The organism is Oerskovia enterophila, from assembly GCF_044748475.1.
Lineage (GTDB): Bacteria > Actinomycetota > Actinomycetes > Actinomycetales > Cellulomonadaceae > Oerskovia > Oerskovia enterophila.
This window is the reverse complement of sequence record NZ_JBIVFZ010000003.1, coordinates 674,378-694,913: the sequence shown is the minus strand read 5'-3', so window position 1 is coordinate 694,913 and position 20,536 is coordinate 674,378. Positions and strand designations below refer to the sequence as shown.

The 20,536-nt window shown below is 73.3% G+C and carries 19 protein-coding genes; 16 read left to right on the top strand and 3 right to left on the bottom strand.

Annotation, left to right across the window (positions count from 1 at the left end; translation table 11 throughout):
* Positions 1-41 precede the first annotated feature (41 nt).
* From ACIPWA_RS12480 to ACIPWA_RS12450, 7 genes are all read left to right on the top strand, one after another.
* A complete protein-coding gene (locus tag ACIPWA_RS12480) occupies positions 42-1,154 on the top strand; it encodes a PIG-L family deacetylase (RefSeq protein WP_400290542.1) in 1,113 nt (370 codons plus the stop codon).
* Positions 1,151-1,621: a DUF6113 family protein gene (locus ACIPWA_RS12475; protein ID WP_400290539.1), complete on the top strand. Its 471-nt coding sequence runs from the start codon at positions 1,151-1,153 to the stop codon at positions 1,619-1,621. Before ACIPWA_RS12480 ends, ACIPWA_RS12475 begins: the two co-directional genes overlap by 4 nt.
* A gap of 81 nt (positions 1,622-1,702) precedes the next feature.
* Positions 1,703-4,690: a VanW family protein gene (locus tag ACIPWA_RS12470; RefSeq protein WP_400290536.1), complete on the top strand. Its 2,988-nt coding sequence runs from the start codon at positions 1,703-1,705 to the stop codon at positions 4,688-4,690.
* Positions 4,691-4,974: 284 nt separating this feature from the next.
* Positions 4,975-5,862: a hypothetical protein gene (locus ACIPWA_RS12465; RefSeq protein WP_400290533.1), complete on the top strand. Its 888-nt coding sequence runs from the start codon at positions 4,975-4,977 to the stop codon at positions 5,860-5,862.
* The gene (locus ACIPWA_RS12460; RefSeq protein WP_400290530.1) at positions 5,859-6,857 is read left to right on the top strand and encodes a prephenate dehydratase; all 999 of its coding nucleotides are present in this window, start codon (positions 5,859-5,861) and stop codon (positions 6,855-6,857) included. Before ACIPWA_RS12465 ends, ACIPWA_RS12460 begins: the two co-directional genes overlap by 4 nt.
* Entirely contained in the window at positions 6,854-7,870 is a 1,017-nt protein-coding gene (locus ACIPWA_RS12455) for a prephenate dehydrogenase (RefSeq protein WP_400290527.1), read from the top strand. Before ACIPWA_RS12460 ends, ACIPWA_RS12455 begins: the two co-directional genes overlap by 4 nt.
* A 162-nt stretch (positions 7,871-8,032) precedes the next feature.
* Positions 8,033-8,434, top strand: coding sequence for a RidA family protein (locus ACIPWA_RS12450; protein WP_400290524.1), 402 nt, complete (start codon positions 8,033-8,035; stop codon positions 8,432-8,434).
* Positions 8,435-8,481: 47 nt separating this feature from the next.
* Here the strand turns inward: ACIPWA_RS12450 and ACIPWA_RS12445 are convergent, their stop codons facing one another.
* A complete protein-coding gene (locus ACIPWA_RS12445; protein ID WP_248948446.1) occupies positions 8,482-8,817 on the bottom strand; it encodes a hypothetical protein in 336 nt (111 codons plus the stop codon).
* A 90-nt stretch (positions 8,818-8,907) separates the two neighbouring features.
* Here ACIPWA_RS12445 and fdxA point away from each other — a divergent pair, with 90 nt between their 5' ends.
* From fdxA to ACIPWA_RS12430, 3 genes are all read left to right on the top strand, one after another.
* Complete coding sequence (fdxA, locus tag ACIPWA_RS12440) at positions 8,908-9,225, top strand: ferredoxin (RefSeq protein ID WP_056764260.1); 318 nt, start codon at positions 8,908-8,910, stop codon at positions 9,223-9,225.
* A gap of 21 nt (positions 9,226-9,246) precedes the next feature.
* Positions 9,247-10,380, top strand: coding sequence for a succinyldiaminopimelate transaminase (dapC, locus tag ACIPWA_RS12435; RefSeq protein WP_400290520.1), 1,134 nt, complete (start codon positions 9,247-9,249; stop codon positions 10,378-10,380).
* A 251-nt stretch (positions 10,381-10,631) separates the two neighbouring features.
* Entirely contained in the window at positions 10,632-11,930 is a 1,299-nt protein-coding gene (locus ACIPWA_RS12430; protein ID WP_056763266.1) for a citrate synthase, read from the top strand.
* A gap of 127 nt (positions 11,931-12,057) precedes the next feature.
* Here ACIPWA_RS12430 and ACIPWA_RS12425 read toward each other — a convergent pair whose 3' ends face one another.
* A complete protein-coding gene (locus ACIPWA_RS12425) occupies positions 12,058-13,068 on the bottom strand; it encodes a hypothetical protein (RefSeq protein ID WP_400290515.1) in 1,011 nt (336 codons plus the stop codon).
* Between the two features lies 1 nt (position 13,069).
* Positions 13,070-14,053 (bottom strand): 2,3,4,5-tetrahydropyridine-2,6-dicarboxylate N-succinyltransferase, encoded by a 984-nt coding sequence (gene dapD / locus ACIPWA_RS12420; protein ID WP_056650277.1) that lies wholly within the window; start codon positions 14,051-14,053, stop codon positions 13,070-13,072.
* 110 nt (positions 14,054-14,163) lie between these two features.
* Between dapD and dapE the strand changes: the two genes are divergently transcribed.
* The 6 genes from dapE (at position 14,164) to ACIPWA_RS12390 (ending at position 20,463) form a co-directional block, all read left to right on the top strand.
* Entirely contained in the window at positions 14,164-15,270 is a 1,107-nt protein-coding gene (gene dapE / locus ACIPWA_RS12415; protein ID WP_068707451.1) for a succinyl-diaminopimelate desuccinylase, read from the top strand.
* A 42-nt stretch (positions 15,271-15,312) separates the two neighbouring features.
* On the top strand, positions 15,313-16,131 hold the full coding sequence (locus ACIPWA_RS12410) for an LOG family protein (protein WP_068625332.1): 819 nt from the start codon (positions 15,313-15,315) through the stop codon (positions 16,129-16,131).
* Positions 16,132-16,265: 134 nt separating this feature from the next.
* Complete coding sequence (folP, locus tag ACIPWA_RS12405; RefSeq protein WP_248948450.1) at positions 16,266-17,156, top strand: dihydropteroate synthase; 891 nt, start codon at positions 16,266-16,268, stop codon at positions 17,154-17,156.
* Between the two features lie 14 nt (positions 17,157-17,170).
* Positions 17,171-18,502 carry a hypothetical protein gene (locus tag ACIPWA_RS12400; RefSeq protein ID WP_400290510.1) on the top strand — a complete coding sequence of 444 codons (1,332 nt, stop codon included), beginning with the start codon at positions 17,171-17,173 and terminating at the stop codon, positions 18,500-18,502.
* 161 nt (positions 18,503-18,663) lie between these two features.
* The gene (locus ACIPWA_RS12395; protein ID WP_064506638.1) at positions 18,664-18,831 is read left to right on the top strand and encodes a DUF3117 domain-containing protein; all 168 of its coding nucleotides are present in this window, start codon (positions 18,664-18,666) and stop codon (positions 18,829-18,831) included.
* Positions 18,832-18,837: 6 nt separating this feature from the next.
* Complete coding sequence (locus ACIPWA_RS12390) at positions 18,838-20,463, top strand: leucyl aminopeptidase family protein (RefSeq protein WP_400290508.1); 1,626 nt, start codon at positions 18,838-18,840, stop codon at positions 20,461-20,463.
* Positions 20,464-20,536 lie beyond the last annotated feature (73 nt).

Here is a 20,536-nt window from a genome sequence, read left to right as displayed (position 1 = left end):
GGCGGCGCGGGCTCCGCGCTTCCTGCCCCTCTGGAGAGCGCATGAGGACCGAGCCGGTCCGGCCCCGCGGCGGGCTGCTCGCCGTGCACGCCCATCCCGACGACGAGACCCTCGCGACCGGCGCGCTGCTGGCGACGTGGGCGGCGTCGGGCGAGCCCGTGACGCTCGTGACGTGCACGCGCGGCGAGCAGGGCGAGGTGATCGGCGCCGAGCTCGCGCACCTCGAGGGCGACGGTCCGGCCCTCGCGGCGCACCGTGAGGGCGAGCTGGCCGCCGCGCTCGCGAACCTGGGCGTGTCCGACCACGTGTTCCTCGACCAGGTCGAGCCCGACGGCTCACGGGGTCAGGTCGGTGAGCGTGCCTTCCGCGACTCGGGCATGGCGTGGGCCGCGCCGGGCATCGCCCGGGCCGCGGCAGAGGCGGACCTCCCGGAGGGGGCGTTGGTCGGCGTCCCCCTCGACGAGGCGGCGCGCCGCCTCGCGCGCGTGCTGCGCGAGCGGCGCCCGCGCGTCGTGGTGACGTACGAGCCGTCGGGCGGCTACGGCCATCCGGACCACGTGAGGGCGCACGAGATCACGGTCCGCGCGATCGAGCTCGCCCGGGAGGAGGGTTCCGTGGTGCCCGACGCCGGAGCGTCGGACCCGGAGGACGTCCGGGTGGGCGGTGCTCGCGCAGTCGACCCGTCGGCCGGTCACGACCTCGAGCTGTGGCAGTCGGTGGTGCCCGCCGAGGTCGCGCGAGCAGCTCGTCGTGAGCTGGCCGTCCTGCCCGGCGTCGCCACGCTGCGCGCCGAGCACCCGGAGCTCACGCTGCCGAACCCCGACGAGCCGCTGCCCCCCGTGGCCAAGACGGGTCTCGAGGAGGTCGTCGAGGTCGAGGTCGGGCCGGTGCTCGGTGCCGTGGTCGGCGCCCTGCGTGCGCACGCGACCCAGGTGCAGCACGTCGGGGTCGCGCTGGGCAGCGGCGACGGGGACCCGACGGGGGAGGGGGGCCAGGGTGGTGCCGCGGAGGCGCTCGGCTGGTACGCGCTGAGCAACGACGTCCTCGCTGCCCTTCCTTCACGCGAGTTCTACACGGTGACCTCGGAGTCTGCGGGAGCCTCTCGCACGTTCACGGGAAATGATCAGACAGGACCAGTAGCGTGGACGTCGTGAAGAAGACCGGAACCCGTCGCCTGACGCACGCGCTGCTGTGCGTGCTCCTGGGCCTCGTCGTGGGCATCGTCGGCACGGTCATGCACCGAGTCGTGGTGACCGACCACCTCCTTCCCGTGGGGGTCGTCGTCGCGCTGCTCGCGGTGCTGGCCGCCGGGACCCTCGCGCGGGCCTGGGCCGGCTACGCCGGGGTCGTGGGGTTCGCGATCGGATGGGTCGTCGCCGTCCAGGTCCTGTCGATGCGCGGTCCGGGCGGTGACCTGCTCGTGCCCAACCAGACCGTCGGGCTCGTGTGGGTCTACGGCGGGATGCTGCTCGTGGCGGTGTCCGCCTTCCTACCGGCGTCCTGGTTCAGCGACAGGCCCGTGCGTGCCGTCGCCCGCGTGAGCGACGAGTCGTCGCAGCCGCAGATCACCACGGGATCTTCACCCCGGACAACCACCGGACACTTCGGTACAGACGCATAGAATTGCCCCCGTGCGGGCTCCCGCATCCCCCCACTTTCGTCGCGGCTCGACCGCGCACCCACATCATCACGGAGACAGTCGATGGGACACCCGACCGAGCGTGAGAACGCGCCCGACCCGAGCCTGAGCGACGGGACTGCGACTCCAGTGGAGTCAGGAGCCCCGGTCGCTGAGTCCGCGGCAGCCCCGGCAGGGGTGCCCGGTGCTGCCGACGCTCCGGCGAGCCCGGCGACCGAGGCCTCCGCGACCGTGTCGGACGCGGAGACACCCGAGGCCGAGACCGCCGGCTCCGGTCCGGAGATCGTCGAGCCTGCGGACGAGCCGGCTCCGGTCGAGAGCTCGACGTCGAGCGAGCCGACCGTCCTCGTGGACCAGGCAGCATCGGCTGCGGACACGGCGTCCCCGGACGAGCAGCCCGCCGAGGTGCTCGGTGCAGAGGGCACGGCGGAAGCCGTTGCGGACGCTCCGGCGGTCGTCTCCGACGCGGAACGCGTCCCCGCGACGGCGCCCCAGCCGGTCGCTCCCGCCGAGCCTGTCTCGGAGGATGTCGCTCCCGCAGCGGCAGCAGCCCCCACGGCCGAGGCGCCCGAGCCGGTCGTCCCCACCGACTCCATGACGCCCGAGCCGGTCGTTCCTGCCCACGAGGCCGCACCCGACGCCGAGGTCCCGGCTCCCGCCCAGGCCGTGACTCCTGCCGCAGCACCTGCCCCGATCGAACCGGAGCCGGCGGCTGCCGAGCCCACCGAGCCGGCAACTGTAGAGCCCACCGTGCCGGCAGCTGTAGAGCCCACCGTGCCGGCGAGCGCTGCCGAGCAGGCCGTCGCTCCCGAGTCGACCGCCACGCCTGCCGCGGCACCGCGTGGTCCGTCGTTCGACGATGACGACGACGTCCCCTACTCGCCGCGGGTCTTCGCGTTCGATCAGTCGGACGCTGCCACGGTGGCGGTGGCTGCCGAGGCGCCGACCGGCGCTGTGACGGAGGTCCTGCCGCCCGTGGAGACCGCACCGGCGCCCACCGCCGCTGCGCCCGTCGCTTCCGCAGAGCCCGCCGCGCCCGCCGCCGCAGCGCCCGCCGCCGCAGCGCCCGAGGCGCCGGCCGCGCCCGCCGACCCGGCCCCGGACGTCCAGGCCACCCAGGTCATCGCGCCCGTGCAGGACGTCCCCGAGGTGCCCGCCACCCCGGTCGAGGCGTCCGCGGCCTCCGAGGCGGCCGCCTCACCCTTCGCTCCGGCGACGTCCGCGTGGACGAGCGCCGCGACGTCGGGCCCTGCGGCGACCCCCGCACCGTCCGCTCCTGCGCGTACGTCCGTCACCTCGGCGTTCACGCCCGTCGGGGCGTCTGCCCCGGCGAACGTGGAGCCGCCGGCCGACGACTCGCCGCTCGCGGGCCTGTCCGGTGACAAGGCTCCGAGCCGACTGCCCAAGGTCGCCCTGTGGGCGGGCATCGGTGTCGTCGTGCTCGGTGGTCTCTACACGGGTGCCCAGTGGTTCTACTCGGACAAGGTGCCGCCCGAGACCACGGTGGCGGGTGTCGAGGTCGGCGGCCTCGACCGAACCTCTGCCGTGGCAGCCCTCGAGAAGGGGCTCTCGGGACGTGCCAAGGAGCCCGTCACGCTCCAGGCCGGCGAGGCGACCACGACGCTCGACCCCGCGGCAGCGGGTCTCGCGTTCGACGCCCAGGCGACGGCCGACGAGCTGACGTCGTTCTCCATGAGCCCGGTCCAGCTGTGGAAGCAGCTCTTCGGTGGTGAGGACGAGCTGCCCGTCACCACGGTCGACAAGACCAAGCTCGCGGCCCAGGTCGCGGAGATCGAGGCGGGTCTCAACCTCGAGCCGGTCGACGGCTCGGTCGTGTTCACCGACGGGCAGCCGACCGCGACGCCGGCACAGGACGGCGCCGAGGTCGTCGCGGACGAGGCCACCGCGATCATCGAGTCGTCATGGCTCACGGCCGCGCAGCCGCTCGAGCTGCCCACCGACCCGATCGCCCCGGCGATCACCCAGGCCGAGACGGACGCAGCGCTGGCGCAGGCCACGACGCTGGTCTCCGCACCGGTCACGGTCGAGGTGGGCGGACAGCGCGCCGAGCTGAGCCCGGCCGTGCTGGCCGAGGCTGCGGCCTTCAACGCGGCGGACGGCTCGCTCCAGCTCACGTTCGACGGGGCCACGCTCCTCGAGGCGGTCGTCGACGGGACGGACGACCTGCTCAACGAGGCGGCCGACGCCAAGTTCGTCTTCGTCGACGGCGCTCCCGTGATCGAGGGCGGCGCACCCGGGACGACGATCGACCCTGCCGCCCTCAGTGCAGCGGTCGCGACCGCGGGGACGGGCACCGAGCGGACGGCGACCGTCGAGCTCGTGGAGTCGGACCCCGCACAGTCGGTCGCCGCGCTCGAGGCCCTCGGCGTCAAGGAGAAGGTCTCCGAGTTCTCGACGCCCCTGACCAACGACGCCCAGCGCACCGAGAACCTGCGCGTGGGTGCGAGCAAGGTCAACGGGACCCTCGTGCTGCCGGGCGAGACGTTCTCGCTGACCGAGACGCTGTCGCCCATCACCAAGGCGGGGGGCTACTTCTCTGCCGGGATCGTCCAGGACGGCAAGCACGTCGACGGTATCGGTGGTGGCCTGTCACAGATGGCGACCACGACCTACAACGCCGGGTTCTTCGCGGGCCTCGACGACGTCGAGCACCGCCAGCACAGCTACTGGTTCACCCGCTACCCGGCAGGGCGCGAGGCGACCATCTTCGTCGGCTCGATCGACATGAAGTTCAAGAACGACACGCCGTACGGCGTCCTCATGCAGTCGTGGGTCGGGGGCGGAGAGCTGCACGTCGCGATCTGGAGCACCAAGTACTACGAGGTGCAGACGAGCGAGGGCGAGAAGCGCAACGTCGTCCAGCCGACCACGGTGACCCACTCGGGCGCCGACTGCGTGCCGCAGCCCAAGGGCAACCCCGGGTTCACGATCACGACGCCTCGCAAGGTCCTGCTCGACGGCAAGGTCGTCAAGGACGAGAAGAACACGTGGACGTACAAGCCGGACAACCAGGTCGTCTGCGCTCCCTGACCTGCTGACCTCGCACCGGAGGTCGGCGGGTCGCTGTCGGGTGGGCGACGAGGCGCCAGGCACCATCACGGAGCGGGTCGTGGCCACCGGGCCGCGGCCCGCTCCGTCGTGGGGCGTACCGCGCCTGTCACCGCACGTAGGGTCGGGCTCCGCGCGTGATCCAGGCCGTCTCACAGGGTCTGGCGTCCGCCGCCGGGTCGTGCCCCCGCGGCTAGACTGCTCGGCGGACGCTGACCGGCGCTGCGCTCGCGCAGCCACCCCTCGAGGCAAGGCAGAGACACTCGATGCTCGGACGTAGTGAACGCGAGTCGGGGGCCCACGCGCGGCTCGCGGCGCAGATCGCGAAGTGGCACGGCGCGGACGGTCTGCCCGCGGGGACCGGCGCCGACGACCTGCTGGACCTGGGGTCCACGACGTCGACCCTGGCGACGGTCGCGAGCATCGACGACCTGGCGGCAGTCATGCACATCGGGCACCCTGCACAGCCGTCGCACGACCTCGAGCGGGCGCTCCTGGCGGCGTCACCATCCCTGGTCGTGACGTCGGCCGTCGCGGTCCCCGCCCAGTGGGTGTGGGTGGGTCGGCCCGGGCAGGCCACGGGCAGCGTGGTCGTCGACGAGGCCGGTATGCGCGACTGCCGTCACGTCCTGCGGACCCTGGGCGCGAACCCCCGCCTGGTCCCGTCGCGGACCGCGCTCGACGAGCGCATCGCTCTCTCGGGCCGGGACGGGACCCTCGTCGTCGAGCGTTCGGAGATCCCCGCCGGGTGGGCCGAGATCCCGGGCAGCGAGCAGCTGAGCGCGGGCGCCCCGATCTGGTACGGGCTCGTCGAGGCCAGGCGCCCGGCGCCCGTCGTCGAGGGGCAGGCGCAGGTGTGGTTCGCGTTCGGTCCGCGCGACGACCACCGCGGCTCGCTCCAGCAGACGCTGTCGGTCATCGCGGAGAGCGGGATCGACATGCAGCACCTGCGCAGCCACCGCTCGCTCGCGGGGCCGCACATCTTCTTCTCGTCGTTCTCGTGCCCCGACGCGTCGGTCCTGTCCTCGCTCGTGACCGAGCTCGCGGTGCGCGACGTCGCGCACCGCGTCCTCGCGGTGCTCCCGGGACGTGACTTCCTGCCCGGTCCGGACGCCCTGGTGCCGCAGTGGGCGCCGGAGCACGTGGGCTCGTGAGCCGGGTCGCCTACCTCGGGCCGGAGGGCACGTTCACACACCAGGCGGCCGTGGAGTGGGTCCGGTCCCAGGCGCAGCACGCTGCGGGCCCGGCATCACCCGGCACCTCGGACCGTGCCGACCGCCCTGCCGACGTGCCCGTCGAGCTGGTGCCCGTCCAGGCCGTGACGGACGTCTACGCGGGGGTCGCCTCGGGGGCCTTCGACCAGGGGATCGTCGCGATCGAGAGCTCGGTCGAGGGCTACGTCGTCCCGTCGCTCGACGCGATCGTGGGCAGCGAGGACGTCGTCGCGATCGACGAGGTGGTCCTCGAGATCACGTTCGACGCGTTCGTCCGGCCGGGCCACGGCGACCTGACCGAGGTGACCGCGCACCCGCACGGCCTGGCGCAGTGCCAGGGCTTCGTGACACGCTCGGGGGCGCTGCCGGTGCCGGCCGCGTCCAACGCATCGGCCTGCCGGGACGCGACCGTGCACCAGGTGGCCCTGGGTCCGAGCATCTGCGGCGAGCTCTACGGCCTGGACCTGCTCGAGGCGGGCGTCGAGGACTTCCACGGCGCACGGACCCGGTTCCTCACGATCGTCCGGCGGGACCGTGCGCGCGACGCGCTCGCGGCGGCGCGGGCCGCGGGGCCTGCACAGTGGCGCACCATGCTCGCGCTCACACCCCTCGTGACGGGACCGGGGGTCCTGGCGCGCATCACGCAGGCGTTCGGGGCGGGCGGGGTCAACCTGTCGAGCCTCATCACGCGTCCGCTCAAGGCGCTCGAGGGCAAGTACGTGTTCGTCCTGACGGCCGACGCGGCGCCGTGGGAACCGGCGGTGCGTGAGGTCCTCGAGGGCCTGCTGGCCGCGGGGGACTCGGTCAAGACGCTCGGCGTCTTCCCGGCCCGTGGCGAGCTCGACGAGGCGCTCTCGAGCGACCACGTCCCGGTGGGGTCGGTAGGGGCGGGCGCCGGAGCCGACGAGCTGGACCGGGGGCTGCTGTGGGCATGACGCCGCCGACCGTCGCGGTCCTGGGCCTGGGGCTCATCGGTGGGTCCCTGGCCCGGCGGCTCGTGGCTCAGGGGATCGAGGTCACGGGGTACGACTCCTCGCCCGCGACGCGCGCCGAGGCCGCGACGGCCGGGATCCTCGTGGCGACGGACGTCGAGGCCCTGTGCAGCGCTGCCCCCGACGTCCTGGTCCTCGCGGTGCCGTTGCGGGCCATGCGTCCGGTGGCCACCGAGGTCGCACGCCACGTGCCGGCGACGACCCTCGTCACGGACGTCGGGTCGGTCAAGGGGCCGGTGCGCGACGTCCTCGACGCGTGCGGGCTGGGAGAGCGCTACGTCGGTGCGCACCCCATGGCGGGTACCGAGCAGTCGGGCTTCGGGTCTTCCTCGGCGTCGCTGCTCGACGGCGCGCGGTGGGCCGTCACGGTCACCGAGCGCACGCGCGCGGACCTGCTCGTGACGCTGCTCGCGCTCGTGACGGGACCCGCGGGTGGGAGTGCCTACGTCCTGACGGACGAGGTGCACGACGAGGCAGCGGCGCTCGTCAGCCACGTCCCGCACGCGTTCGCGATCGAGCTGCTGAACCTCGTCTCGGCGGCCCCGGTGCGTGACGTCGCGCTGGCGCTCGCGGCGGGCAGCTTCCGGGACGGGACCCGGGTGGGCCGGACCGATCCACGCCGGACCGAGGCCATGCTCACCGAGAACGCGGGGTGGATCGCCCCGGCCCTGCGTCTCGCGGCACGGGACCTGGAGGCGCTCGCGACGGCGCTCGAGGCCAACGCCTCGACGTCGGAGTTCTTCGATCGGGCCGACGACGTCCGGGCGACCTGGCAGCCTCGGGGCGCCGCCGGGCCGTCGTCGGGCGGGTCGGGGGTACCGGTGAGAGACGGCTCGGGGGAGCGGCTGACGGTCGACCTCGCGGAGCCTGACGGTCTCGCGGAGCTCGTCGAGCTCTGCCTCGCGGGCTGGGCCGTCGTCTCGGTGCAGGACTCGCTCGTGGGCCTGCACCGGTAGGCCCGGTCTGCACCGGTAGGCCCCGGCCTTCGGCGGCACGGTGCCGCCGTGGAGCCGTTGCCCTGCGCCGCCGAGAGCCGGTCCCGGTTCCGGGGCCCACCCCAGTGCCGCTCGGGTGCCGCCCGGGTGCCGGTGTCGGGGGTCCGTGGAACCGTGGAGGTCATGGAGATCACACGGATGCAGCCGGCCGGGCTCGTGGTGAGCCCGGCGTTCAGTCATGTCGCGATCGTCCCTGCGGGGGCCGCGACCATCTACGTGGGCGGCCAGAACGGCGTCGACGACACGGGCGTAGTCGTCTCGGACGACGTCGTCGAGCAGTCGGTCCGGACGATCGACAACGTGAGCATCGCGCTCGAGGCAGCGGGGGCCTCGCTCGCCGACGTCGTGCAGTGGACGGTCCTGCTGGCCGCCGACGCGGACCTGGGTGCGGCCTACGGTGCGATCGCGCCGCGGCTGGCGACCTCCGGGGCGCCGCCGCTGGTGACCGCAGCGCGCGTCGCGGGGCTCGGGGTGCCGGGAGCGCTGATCGAGGTGAGCGCGATCGCCGCGGTCGTGCCGGGCTGAGCGGACCGGGCCGGAACCCGGGCGCCGGGCTCGGCCGTTCGCCGGGCTCAGTCGACCGGTTGGCGGGGCAGCCGGCGGGGTGGCCTCGGAGGGATGCGCTTGGCCGCGACGAGCTGGTCGGCGGGGATCGTCACCTCGACCGCCTCGCGCGATCCGCCGGCGTCGGTGCGGACCGTCACGGACCGGCCGGGCACGGTCGACAGGACGATCCCGATCACGTCGGTCACGGTCTTCGCGGCCTCGCCGCTCGCCGCGTCGCGCGTCGCGAGCGACTCCGCGGCGCTCAGGCGCCGGCGGAGCACGACGCGCGTGCCCGTAGGCCAGTCGGCCCAGTCGGGGTCGACGGCGGGGAAGCGGTGCGAGGGGTTCACAGCAGTCGTCACGCTCCCTTGGTCGGCGGGTGGCCAGGATGTCCGTCTCCTGAGAGATACTAGGGGGAAGTGCCCTGTGCAGAAGGTGGAAGGACCTCCGACGTGACGTACGTGATTGCTCAGCCTTGTGTGGACGTGAAGGACAAGGCGTGCATCGAGGAGTGTCCGGTGGACTGCATCTACGAGGGCAAGCGGTCGTTGTACATCCATCCTGACGAGTGCGTGGACTGTGGTGCGTGCGAGCCGGTGTGTCCGGTGGAGGCGATCTACTACGAGGACGACGTGCCCTCGGAGTGGAGCGACTACTACCGGGCGAACGTGGAGTTCTTCGATGACCTGGGGTCGCCGGGTGGTGCGGCGAAGATGGGCATGATCGAGAAGGACGACCCGATGATCGCCGCACTGGCCCCCCAGGCCTGAGCCCGGAGGCCGGACAACACCATGGGATTCGCCAGCCTGGGTGGCCTCGCCTACCCGTGGGACTCGCTCACGCCGTTCGCCGAGCGCGCCCGTCAGCACCCGCGGGGGATCGTGGACCTCTCGATCGGCACGCCGGTCGACCCGACCCCCGCCGTCGTCCGCGACGCTCTCGCCGCAGCCGGTGACGCGCACGGCTACCCGACCACGCACGGCACGCCCGTGCTGCGCGAGGCCGTCGTCGACTGGTTCGCGCGGCGTCGCGGCGTGCCCGGGCTGGACCCGGACGCCGTTCTGCCGACGGTCGGTTCCAAGGAGCTCGTGGGCCTCCTGCCGTCGCTGCTGAGGCTCGGCCCGGGGGACGTCGTCGTGCACCCGGCCACCGCGTACCCCACGTACGACGTGGGTGCCCGGCTCGCCGGAGCGACCCCGCTCGCGACCGACCGGGTCGAGGACTGGGCCGGGCGCGACGACGTGCGTCTGGTCTGGGTCAACTCGCCGGGCAACCCGACGGGCGAGGTCCTCGGGGTCGAGGAGCTCGCGCGGGTGGTCGCGGCCGCCCGGGAGATCGGCGCGGTCGTCGTGAGCGACGAGTGCTACGCCGAGCTCGCGTGGGAGGAGCCGTACGCGAGCTCCGGCGTGCCGAGCATCCTGGACCCGCGCGTGAGCGGCGGTTCGAACGAGGGCCTGCTCGCCGCCTACTCGCTGTCCAAGCAGTCGAACCTCGCGGGGTACCGGGCCGCGTTCGTCGCGGGCGACCCGGCGGTGGTCGCCGACCTGCTCACGACGCGCAAGCACCTGGGCATGATCGTGCCGGCCCCGGTCCAGGCGGCCATGGTCGCGGCCCTCACGGACGACGCGCACGTCGCGGCGCAGCGCGAGGTGTACCGGCGACGTCGGGACGTGCTCCTGCCCGCGCTGGGGCACGCGGGACTCGAGGTCGACGGGTCGCAGGCGGGTCTGTACCTCTGGTCGCGCCCTGCAGCCGCGGCGGAGGAGCAGGACTGCTGGCAGACCGTAGGGGCTCTCGCGGACCTCGGCATCCTCGTGGGTCCCGGGGCCTTCTACGGCCCGACGGCGGCGGGTCACGTCCGCGTGGCGCTCACCGCGAGCGACGAGCGGGTGCACGAGGCGGCGGCCCGGTTGACCGCGGTGTGACCCACCTGTCGATTGTTGGGCGAACTGCGCCTCGTTCTCGCCTGTGACCCGCATCACAGGCGAGTGTCGGTTGTGTGACCGTTCCAGATTGGTCACGTGTGGGTGAAGCGAGTACCGTCGACCCAGGCCAACGCTGTCCGACACTTCGGCCACCGACGGCTCGGCCGGACAGGTGGCGATCTCGCGGCGACACCACGGAAGACACGCGCAGCCACCCGCAGGGGGAGCGGCAGCGCGCAAGGAAGGAAGACATGACCACCACCCAGCAGGCGACCGTTCGGCTCGTCGTCAACGAATCGAGCCAGGACCTGCCCGTGGTCGCAGCGACCGATGGCAACGACGGCATCGTCGTGTCCTCGTTGCTCAAGTCGACCGGGCTCGTCACCGTGGACCCCGGGTTCATGAACACCGCCTCGTGCGAGTCGGAGATCACGTACATCGACGGCGACGCGGGGATCCTGCGCTACCGCGGGTACCCGATCGACCAGCTCGCGGAGAAGTCCACGTTCCTCGAGGTCGCCTACCTCCTGATCCACGGCGAGCTCCCGGACGGGCCCACGCTCGACGCGTTCGTCGAGCGCGTCAACCGCCACACCCTGGTGCACGAGGACTTCCGCACGTTCATGGGGACGTTCCCCCGCAACGCGCACCCCATGGCGGTGCTGTCGTCGGCGATCAACGCGCTGTCGACGTTCTACCCGGAGTCGCTCGACCCGTTCGACGACGAGACGGTCGAGCTCGCGACCGTCCTGCTCCTCGCCAAGACGCGGACCATCACGTCCTACCTGCACCGTCGCGCCGTGGGCGAGCCGCTGCTCTACCCGGACTACTCGCGCGGGTACGTCGACGACTTCCTGCGCATGACGTTCGCGACGCCCTACGAGAAGTACGAGTCCGACCCGACCGTGGTCGACGCGCTCGACAAGCTCCTCATCCTGCACGCGGACCACGAGCAGAACTGCTCGACCTCGACCGTGCGCGTCGTGGGCTCGAGCCACGCGAACCTCTACGCGTCGGTCGCCGCGGGCGTCAACGCGCTCTCGGGCCCGCTGCACGGTGGTGCCAACGAGGCCGTCCTGTCGATGCTGGACAAGATCCAGAACAGCGACTTCGACGTCGACACCTTCATGAAGAAGGTGAAGAACAAGGAGGACGGCGTCCGCCTCATGGGCTTCGGCCACCGGGTCTACAAGAACTACGACCCGCGCGCAGCGATCGTCAAGGCCAAGGCCGACGCGGTGCTCTCGACCCTCGGCAAGAAGGACGAGCTGCTCGACATCGCGTTGCGTCTCGAGGAGATCGCGCTCAACGACGACTACTTCATCGAGCGCAAGCTCTACCCGAACGTCGACTTCTACACCGGCCTGATCTACAAGGCCATGGGTTTCTCGCCGGCCATGTTCACCCCGCTGTTCGCCCTGGGGCGCATGCCCGGGTGGATCGCGCAGTGGCGCGAGATGATGAAGGACCCGCAGACCAAGATCGGGCGTCCGCGCCAGGTCTACACGGGCGCGACCGAGCGTCCGTACCTGCCGGTCGACGGTCGCTGACCTCGTCGATCACCAGCACCGACGACGGCGCCCCGCACCTTTCGGTGCGGGGCGCCGTCGTCGTATGCGGGCCGCTCGCCAGGAGCGCGCGCAACCGTTCGGCCGCGACGGCCGCGATGCGCGAGGGCTAGCCCTCGTCGGCCGTGGCGACCGTGATCCGCACCTGACCGACCGGGAGAGCAGCGCCGGCCTCGTCCGCCGGCAGGTCGCTCGACGGCGTCCACACGGGGTCCTCGCGGGTCCAGGTGCTGTCACCGACGTCCACCCGGACGACGTCCGTCGCGTCGGCGCTCGCGACGGCCCACTGGGCGACGGCCCACCCTGTCCGGCGGGCCTCTGACGGGACTCCCGTGAGCGGCGTCGTGTCCACCACGGTGCTCGCTCCCTCGACCGTGACCGGCAGGTCTCCGAGGTCGCGCACGACGCGCGTCCTCAGCGTCTCGTTCGAGTCCTCGACGCTCACGAGCGTGGCCGGGTCGACCGCGACGAGCTCGCACGAGAGGGTGCCCTCGGAGTTGCCCGTCAAGGCCGAGGCCCATGCGCGCGACCTGGACTCGTGCTGCGCGTAGGCGTCGGGGAAGCCGGAACGCTGCACGGCCTGGGCCGCGACCGTCACCGGGAGGTCCTCGTAGCCGTCCACCGTGTCGAGGCCGTCGTAGAACGCGGTGGTCGAGTAGACGGGGTCCATGATCTGCTCGATGGTTCCCCAGCCCTGGGACGGCCGCTGCTGGAACAGCCCGATCGAGTCGCGGTCGCCGTAGTCGATGTTGAGCAGCCGGGACTCCTGCAGCGCCGTCGCGAGGCCGATGGTCGCGGCACGTGCGGGCATGCCGCGACGGACCGTCGTGACGGCGACCAGGGCGGCGTTGTCCGCCTGGGCGGGCGAGAGGTGCCAGGCCTGCCCGTCGGCCTCGGCCGAGCAGCGCTCGGCGACGGGCGTGTGGTCGGTCAGCCGGTTGAGCGCGATGACGACCCCGGCGCTCGCGACAGCGAGGACGGTCACGACCGTGACGGCGAGGCGCAGCGGGCGGTGCCGACGCCTGCGGACGTCGCGCCCCTGGGCGTGGAGGCTCGTGCCCTCCTGCCCAGGAGCGGACGGGGCACCCTGGTGGCCCGGGGCGCCGAAGACGGAGGACATGTCAGTTCGCGTGCAGCGCGGCGTTGAGCTCGATCCCGACGCCCGTGCGCGAGACCGCCTCGACACCGCCCGTGAGGGAGTTGCGGCGGAAGAGGAGGTTGTCCTGGCCCGACAGGTCGCGGGCCTTGACGACCAGGGGCCCGCCGTCGGGACCGCTGCGTCCCACGAGGGTGACCTTGGTGCCCGCGGTCACGTAGAGCCCGGACTCGACGACGCAGTCGTCGCCGAGCGGGATGCCCAGCCCGGCGTTGGCGCCGAGGAGCGAGCGCTGGCCGATCGAGATGATCTCGCGGCCACCGCCCGAGAGCGTGCCCATGATGGACGCGCCGCCGCCGATGTCCGACCCGTCGCCCACGACCACGCCGGCCGAGATGCGGCCCTCGACCATCGAGGTGCCGAGGGTGCCGGCGTTGAAGTTCACGAAGCCCTCGTGCATGACGGTCGTGCCCGCGGCGAGGTGCGCGCCCAGGCGCACGCGGTCGGCGTCGGCGATGCGCACGCCCGAGGGGACCACGTAGTCGACCATGCGGGGGAACTTGTCGACCCCGAGGACCTGCACCGGCTGGCCCGTCGCGGCGCGCAGGCGCAGGCGCGTCTCCTCGAAGCCCTCGACCGCGCAGGGGCCGTGGTTGGTCCAGACGACGTTGGCGAGGGCGCCGAACACGCCGTCGAGGTTGAGGCCGTGGGGGGCCACGAGGCGGTGCGAGAGCAGGTGGAGGCGCAGGTAGGCGTCCGCCGCGCCCGACGGTGCGGCGTCCAGGTCGATCACGGTGCGCACGACCACGACGTCCACGCGGCGTGCCTCGTCGTGCTCGGTCAGCGCGTCGAGCGACGCGGGGACGGTCTCGTCCGAGGGGGCCTCCCCGAGCACGGGGGACGGGTACCAGACGTCGAGGACGGCGCCCTCGTCGGTCACGGTGGCGAGGCCGAAGGCCCAGGCGGTGCGGGGGCCCGTTGCGGCGCCGGTGGGAGTCGCTGAAGTCATGCCTTCACCCTATCCGTCACTCCAGGCCGGGGGGTGAACTGTCCGGGTAGGGTCTGCGTGTGACCAGCGACGAGACTCCCGACCAGTCCTCCGACCAGACCGCACCGCCGGTGTCGTCGGTACCGGTGATCCGGCTCGACCTCGACGGCGACCTCACCGCGCTCTTCCGCGCGGTGTGCGACGTGCCGTCCGTGAGCGGGGACGAGCGGGCTCTGGCCGACGCGGTCGAGGCCGCGCTGCGACCGCTCGCGCACCTGGACGTCGTGCGTGACGGCAACGCGATCGTCGCCCGCACGCACCTCGGGCGCTCGCGCCGCGTCGTGATCGCCGGGCACATCGACACGGTCCCGCTCACCGACCCGCCGAACCTGCCCACCCGCGTGGTCGGCGAGGGTGCCCAGGCCGAGGTCTGGGGGCGCGGCACGGTCGACATGAAGGGTGGGGTCGCGATCCAGCTCGCGCTCGCGGCCTCGCTGACCTCGCCCAACCAGGACGTCACGTGGGTCTTCTACGACCTCGAGGAGGTCGCGTCCGACCTCAACGGTCTGGGACGCCTGGCCCGCAACCACCCCGAGCTCCTCCAGGGCGACTTCGCGATCCTCGGCGAGCCCACGGCCGCGGGCATCGAGGGCGGCTGCAACGGGACGCTGCGGGTCGAGGTCCGCGTCCCCGGGGTCACGGCGCACTCGGCGCGGGCGTGGATGGGGTCCAACGCGATCCACTCGGCGTCGGTCGTGCTCGACCGCCTCGCGGCCTACGAGCCCGCGTCGATCGAGGTCGAGGGGCTCGTCTACCGCGAGGGCATGAACGCGGTCGGCATCCGCGGCGGCATCGCGGGGAACGTCATCCCGGACGAGTGCGTGGTCACGGTCAACTACCGCTTCGCGCCCTCGCGCTCGCTGCCCGACGCCGAGGCGCACGTCCGCGACCTCTTCTCCGGATTCGAGGTGGTCGTCACCGACGCCGCCCCCGGTGCGCGCCCCGGGCTCGACGACCCGATCGCCGCCGACTTCGCCGAGACGGTGCTGAGCCTCACGGGCGGCCGGCCGGCGCCCAAGTACGGCTGGACCGACGTGGCGCGCTTCGCGGAGCTGGGGGTCCCGGCCGTGAACTTCGGCCCCGGCGACCCGCTGCTCGCGCACAAGGACGACGAGCGCTGCCCGGTCGGGCACCTCGCGCTGTGCCACGACGCGCTGCACGCGTGGCTCACCCGCTGATCGTCCCCGCCACGGGTCCCGGGAACGCTTAGGCTCGAGAGCATGAGCGACGACGGAGTTCCCCAGGCAGGCACCGGCTACCGCAAGGGGCCGGTGCTGCTGCGGGGCGAGCAGATCCCCCAGCAGACGACCGACCAGCGCCTCCTGGACACCGCCGGCAGCGCGGACTGGGTGCACAGCGACCCGTGGCGGGTCATGAGGATCCAGAGCGAGTTCGTCGAGGGCTTCGGAGCCCTCGCCGAGGTCGGCCCGGCGGTGTCGGTCTTCGGATCGGCGCGCACGAGTCCCGACCACCCGGACTACGCGCTGGCCGAGCAGGTCGGCCGACTCCTCGCCGAGCGCGACCTCGCGGTCATCACGGGTGGTGGCCCCGGGATCATGGAGGCCGCGAACAAGGGTGCCAACGAGGCGGGCGGTCTGTCGATCGGCCTCGGGATCGAGCTCCCGTTCGAGCAGGGCATGAACAAGTACGTCAACCTCGGCGTGAACTTCCGGTACTTCTTCGCCCGCAAGACCATGTTCGTCAAGTACGCGCAGGGCTTCGTGGTCCTGCCGGGCGGGTTCGGCACGTTCGACGAGCTCTTCGAGGCGCTGACCCTGGTCCAGACGCACAAGGTCACCGAGTTCCCCATCGCGCTCGTGGACACCGAGTACTGGCAGGGCCTGCTCGACTGGGCACGGACGACCGTGGCCGGGCGCGGCATGATCAGCGCGCACGACCTCGACCTGCTGTACCTGTGCGACGACCCGGCCGAGGCCGTCGAGTACGTGTGCGAGCGGGGCGCGGAGCTCCGCGCCGAGGAACGGGAGTCCGTCGAGGAGACCGCGGCGGCCCAGCAGCGGGCTGCCGGCGACCGGTGACCGGCGCCGCGACCCCGGCGTCGGGAGGCCCGGGGGCCGGCGACGACCCGTCCTCGACCGGACCCCTCGCGCCGGTTCCCCCGCAGTGCGCTCCGCTCGTCCTGCGGGGGCGGGAGGTGGGGGTCGACGAGAGCGTGCCAGGTCGCCCCGTGCGCCCCGTGGTCATGGCGATCGTCAACCGGACGACGGACTCGTTCTACGCGCCCGCGCGACAGCTCGACGACGGCGCCGCGCTCGAGGCCGTCGCGCGAGCGTGGTCCGAGGGCGCGGCGATCGTCGACGTCGGGGGAGTGCGTGCCGGGACCGGGCCCGAGGTCACACCGGCCGAGGAGATCCGTCGGGTCGTGCCCTTCGTCGAACGGGTGCGGGCCGACTTCCCCGACCTCCTCGTGAGCGTCGACACCTGGCGAGCCGAGGTCGCGCGCGAGGCGGCGCTGGCCGGTGCGGACCTCATCAACGACACCTGGGCAGGGCACGACCCACGCCTGGTCGAGGTCGCGGGTGAGCTCGGCGTCGGGGTCGTGTGCTCCCACACGGGCGGCGCCACGCCGCGGACGGACCCGTTCCGGGTCGCCTACCGCTCCCACGAGGACGACGGCGCGGCGACCCGGCCGGACGACCCTCGCGACGCCGTCGTGCAGGACGTCGTCGCGACCCTCACCGCGGCTGCCGCGCGTGCGGTCGCGTGCGGGGTGCCCGCGGCCTCGGTGCTCGTCGACCCGACGCACGACTTCGGCAAGAACACGTGGCACTCGCTGCACCTCGTACGCCGGACCCAGGCGCTCGCGGGTCTCGGCTTCCCGCTGCTCATGGCGCTGTCCCGCAAGGACTTCGTGGGCGAGACGCTCGATCTCCCGGCCGACGAGCGGCTCGAGGGGACGCTCGCCGCGACGGCAGTCGCCGCGTGGCTCGGCGCCCGGGTCTTCCGCGCCCACGACGTGGCGGCCACACGGCGGACGCTGGACACCGTGGCCGCGATCCGGGGCGACGCGCCACCGGCGGTCGCGCTGCGCGGGCTCGCGTGAGCGAGCCTGCCGCGGTGCAGCGACCCGGCGACGAGCGCGCGACCCGGCCCGGGGCCAGGGCGCCGGCCCCACCGACCGGGGGCGACGCCGCACGGTCCGGGCGGGGCTCCGCGCTCCTGGCAGTCCTCCGGGCGCCCGCACGGTGGACGTGGTGGGTGCAGGTGCTCGCGGTCTACGCTGCGGCGCGGCTCGTCACCGCGGTGATCCTCCTGGTCGTCGCGCGCTCGCAGGAGGCCAACCTCTGGACCGACGCGGCGCCGTCGTACTCCGCGTGGACGGGGCGGATGTGGGACGCGTCCTGGTACCAGCAGATCGCCGAGAACGGGTACCCCGCCGAGCTGCCCGTAGGGGGCGACGGGCGGGTGCAGCAGAACGTCTGGGCGTTCTACCCGCTCTTCCCCTTCCTGGTGCGGGCCGTGCAGCAGGTCACCGGCCTGGGATGGGACGTCGTCGCACCGACCGTGGCGCTGCTGTGCGGCGCCGGGGCGATGCTCGTGATCCACCGCCTGGTCGAGCGGGCCGGTCGCCTCGCCGTGGCGCGCCGTCCGGGCCTCCCGCTCGCCACGGTCGCGCTCGTGAGCGTCTTCCCCTCGTCGGTCGTGCTCCAGGTGGCCTACACCGAGGCCCTCGCGCTCCTGCTGATCGCCGGCGCGCTGTACCTGGTGTGGGCGCGCCGCTACGAGTGGGCGGGGCTCGTGGTCGTGCTGCTCGGCTTCAGCCGTGCCGTCGCGCTGCCGCTCGCCCTGGTCGTCGCGTGGCACGCGGTGGTCCGGGGGAGGGTGTGGTGGCGCGCCAGGCGCGTGGTCGGGCTGGAGCCGGGTGCTGGTCCTGTGGCGGTGCCCTGGCGCGACGTCGCCCGCATCGGGGGGCTCCTCGTCGTCACGGTGCTCAGCGGACTCGTGTGGCAGGTCCTGTGCGGCCTGGTGACCGGTCGGCCCGACGCCTACTTCCTGACGCAGGAGGCCTGGCGTGGGACCGGACCGGTCGTCCCGTTCGTGCCCTGGGTCCAGGTCTCGCAGATGCTCTTCGGCAGCGCCGGCCCCTGGGTCCTCGTGGCGGTCCTGGCCGCCGTGGCCGCGGTGGGCCTGAGCCCCGTCGCGCGCCGGCTCGGCCCTGAGCTCCAGGTGTGGCCGCTCGCCTACCTGGGATACCTCGTCGCCGTGATCGAGCCCTGGACGAGCCTGGTCCGGTTCCTCCTGCTCGCGTTCCCGCTCGGAGCCGTGACGCTCGGGTGGACCCGGTCGCGGTGGTGGTTCTGGGGGTGCGTCGCAGCGTGCGTCGCGGGGCAGGCCTGGTGGGTCTGGGGCCTGTGGAGGCTCACCCCGCCGAGCGGATGGCCGCCCTAGCGGCAACCAGGTCACGATCTGCGCATTTGCCGCGACGGCGTGTCGCACGGGTGAACTAGAATGGTGCACGGGCGTCCTCGGGCGGTCGGCGCGGTGACGTGCTGCCACCCTGCCGGGGCGCCGACCACAGCAGTACTGGACTACGGAATGGAGAGCCCACAATGGCTGCGATGAAGCCGCGTACGGGGGATGGCCCGCTCGAGGTCACCAAGGAGGGCCGCGGCATCGTCATGCGTGTCCCGCTCGAGGGTGGCGGTCGACTCGTGGTGGAGCTCAACGCGACCGAGGCCAGCGAGCTGGGCGAGGCGCTCCAAGCCGTCGTGGGCTGAGACGCCTTGACCGCGCGCGACGCACAGCCGCTCCTGGACCTTCCTCCTGTCGGGGGAGCTCCCCGCCACCTCCCCGAGGTGGTCGAGACGCCGGGGACCGTCCTGGACTGCCCGTTCCTGACGGACGACGCGGTCTCGGCCCTCGTGGTGGCCGTGGCCCCTCCTCTCGAGGAGGAGGACGGGCTGCAGCCGCGTGCGGGGACCGTGGACGCGGCCGCGCGCTACGGGATCGATCTCGCAGAGCTGGCCGACCGCTCCGGAGGCTCGAGCTTCCGGGGCGCGGCCGGCGAGGTCACGACCGTCGACCTGCCGCGCACGCACGCCGGAGCGGCCAACCCGCTGCCCTGGGCGGGTCTCCCGTCCACGATCGTTCTGCTCGGTATCGGCGCAGGCTCCGACCTCGAGCTCCGGCGTGCGGGAGCGGCGCTGGCCGGGGCGACGCGGGGTCTCGAGCGCGTCGTGAGCGCCGCGACGGCCGACGCCACCCCCAGCGGCGTCACGGCGTTCGTCGAGGGGTACCTGCTCGCGGCCTACCGCACGCCACGCTTCGGCGGGCTCGCCCCGAGCCGCAAGGTGCGCGGGCCCGCCCCGGACCCGCACGCGGCCGCCGAACAGCTCGTCCTCCTCGGAGAGGGAGCCGAGCAGCAGATCCTCGCTGCTCGGATCGCGGCGAGCGCGACCTGGCTCGTGCGCGACCTGTCGAACACCCCGTCCAACATCAAGGACCCGGCCTGGTTCGCCCAGCAGGCGACCGACCTCGCGGGTGCCGCCGGCCTCGAGACCGAGGTCCTCGGTCCGCGCGAGCTCGCGGCGAAGGGTTTCGGCGGTCTCCTGGCCGTGGGTGCTGCCTCGGCGAGCCCTCCCCGGCTCGTGACGGTCACCTACGTGCCGGAGGACGCCGAGCAGCACGTGGTCCTCGTCGGCAAGGGCATCACGTACGACACCGGCGGGCTCTCGATCAAGCCGCGCGAGGCCATGGTGCCCATGAAGACGGACATGGCGGGGGCCGCCGTCGCGCTGGCCGTGGTGCTCGGCGCGGCAGAGGCCGGTGTGCGGCACCAGGTCACCGCGGTCCTCCCGCTCGCCGAGAACCACTTCGGCGCGGACTCCTACCGTCCCGGGGACGTGCTGCGCACCTACTCGGGACGCACGGTCGAGGTCGCGAACACCGACGCCGAGGGGCGACTGGTCCTCGCGGACGCTCTCGGCTATGCGATCGCCGAGCTCACGCCGGACCTGCTGATCGACGTCGCGACCCTGACCGGAGCAGCGAGCATCGGGCTCGGGCGGGGCCACGCGGCGCTCTACGCGACCGCTCCCGAGCTCGTGACCGGCCTCGAGGCCGCCGCAGCCGCGACGGGTGAACGGGTCTGGCACATGCCGCTCGTCGAGGACTACACGTCCGCGCTGCGATCGACCGTCGCGGACCTGCGGCACGTGCCGCTCGAGGCCGGGGGTGGCGGATCCATCACGGCTGCGCTCTTCCTGCGGGAGTTCACGGGAGGGCTGCCCTGGGTCCACCTCGACATCGCCGGCCCGGCACGGGCGACGTCGTCGCGGCACGAGGTCACCGAGGGGGCGACGGGGTACGGGGCGCGCCTGCTGCTCCGGTACCTCACCGACCTCCGCTGAGGCCGGCACCGGCGACCTGCCGGGCACATGACGAGGGCCCCTCACCCGTTCGGCGGGTGAGGGGCCCTCGTCG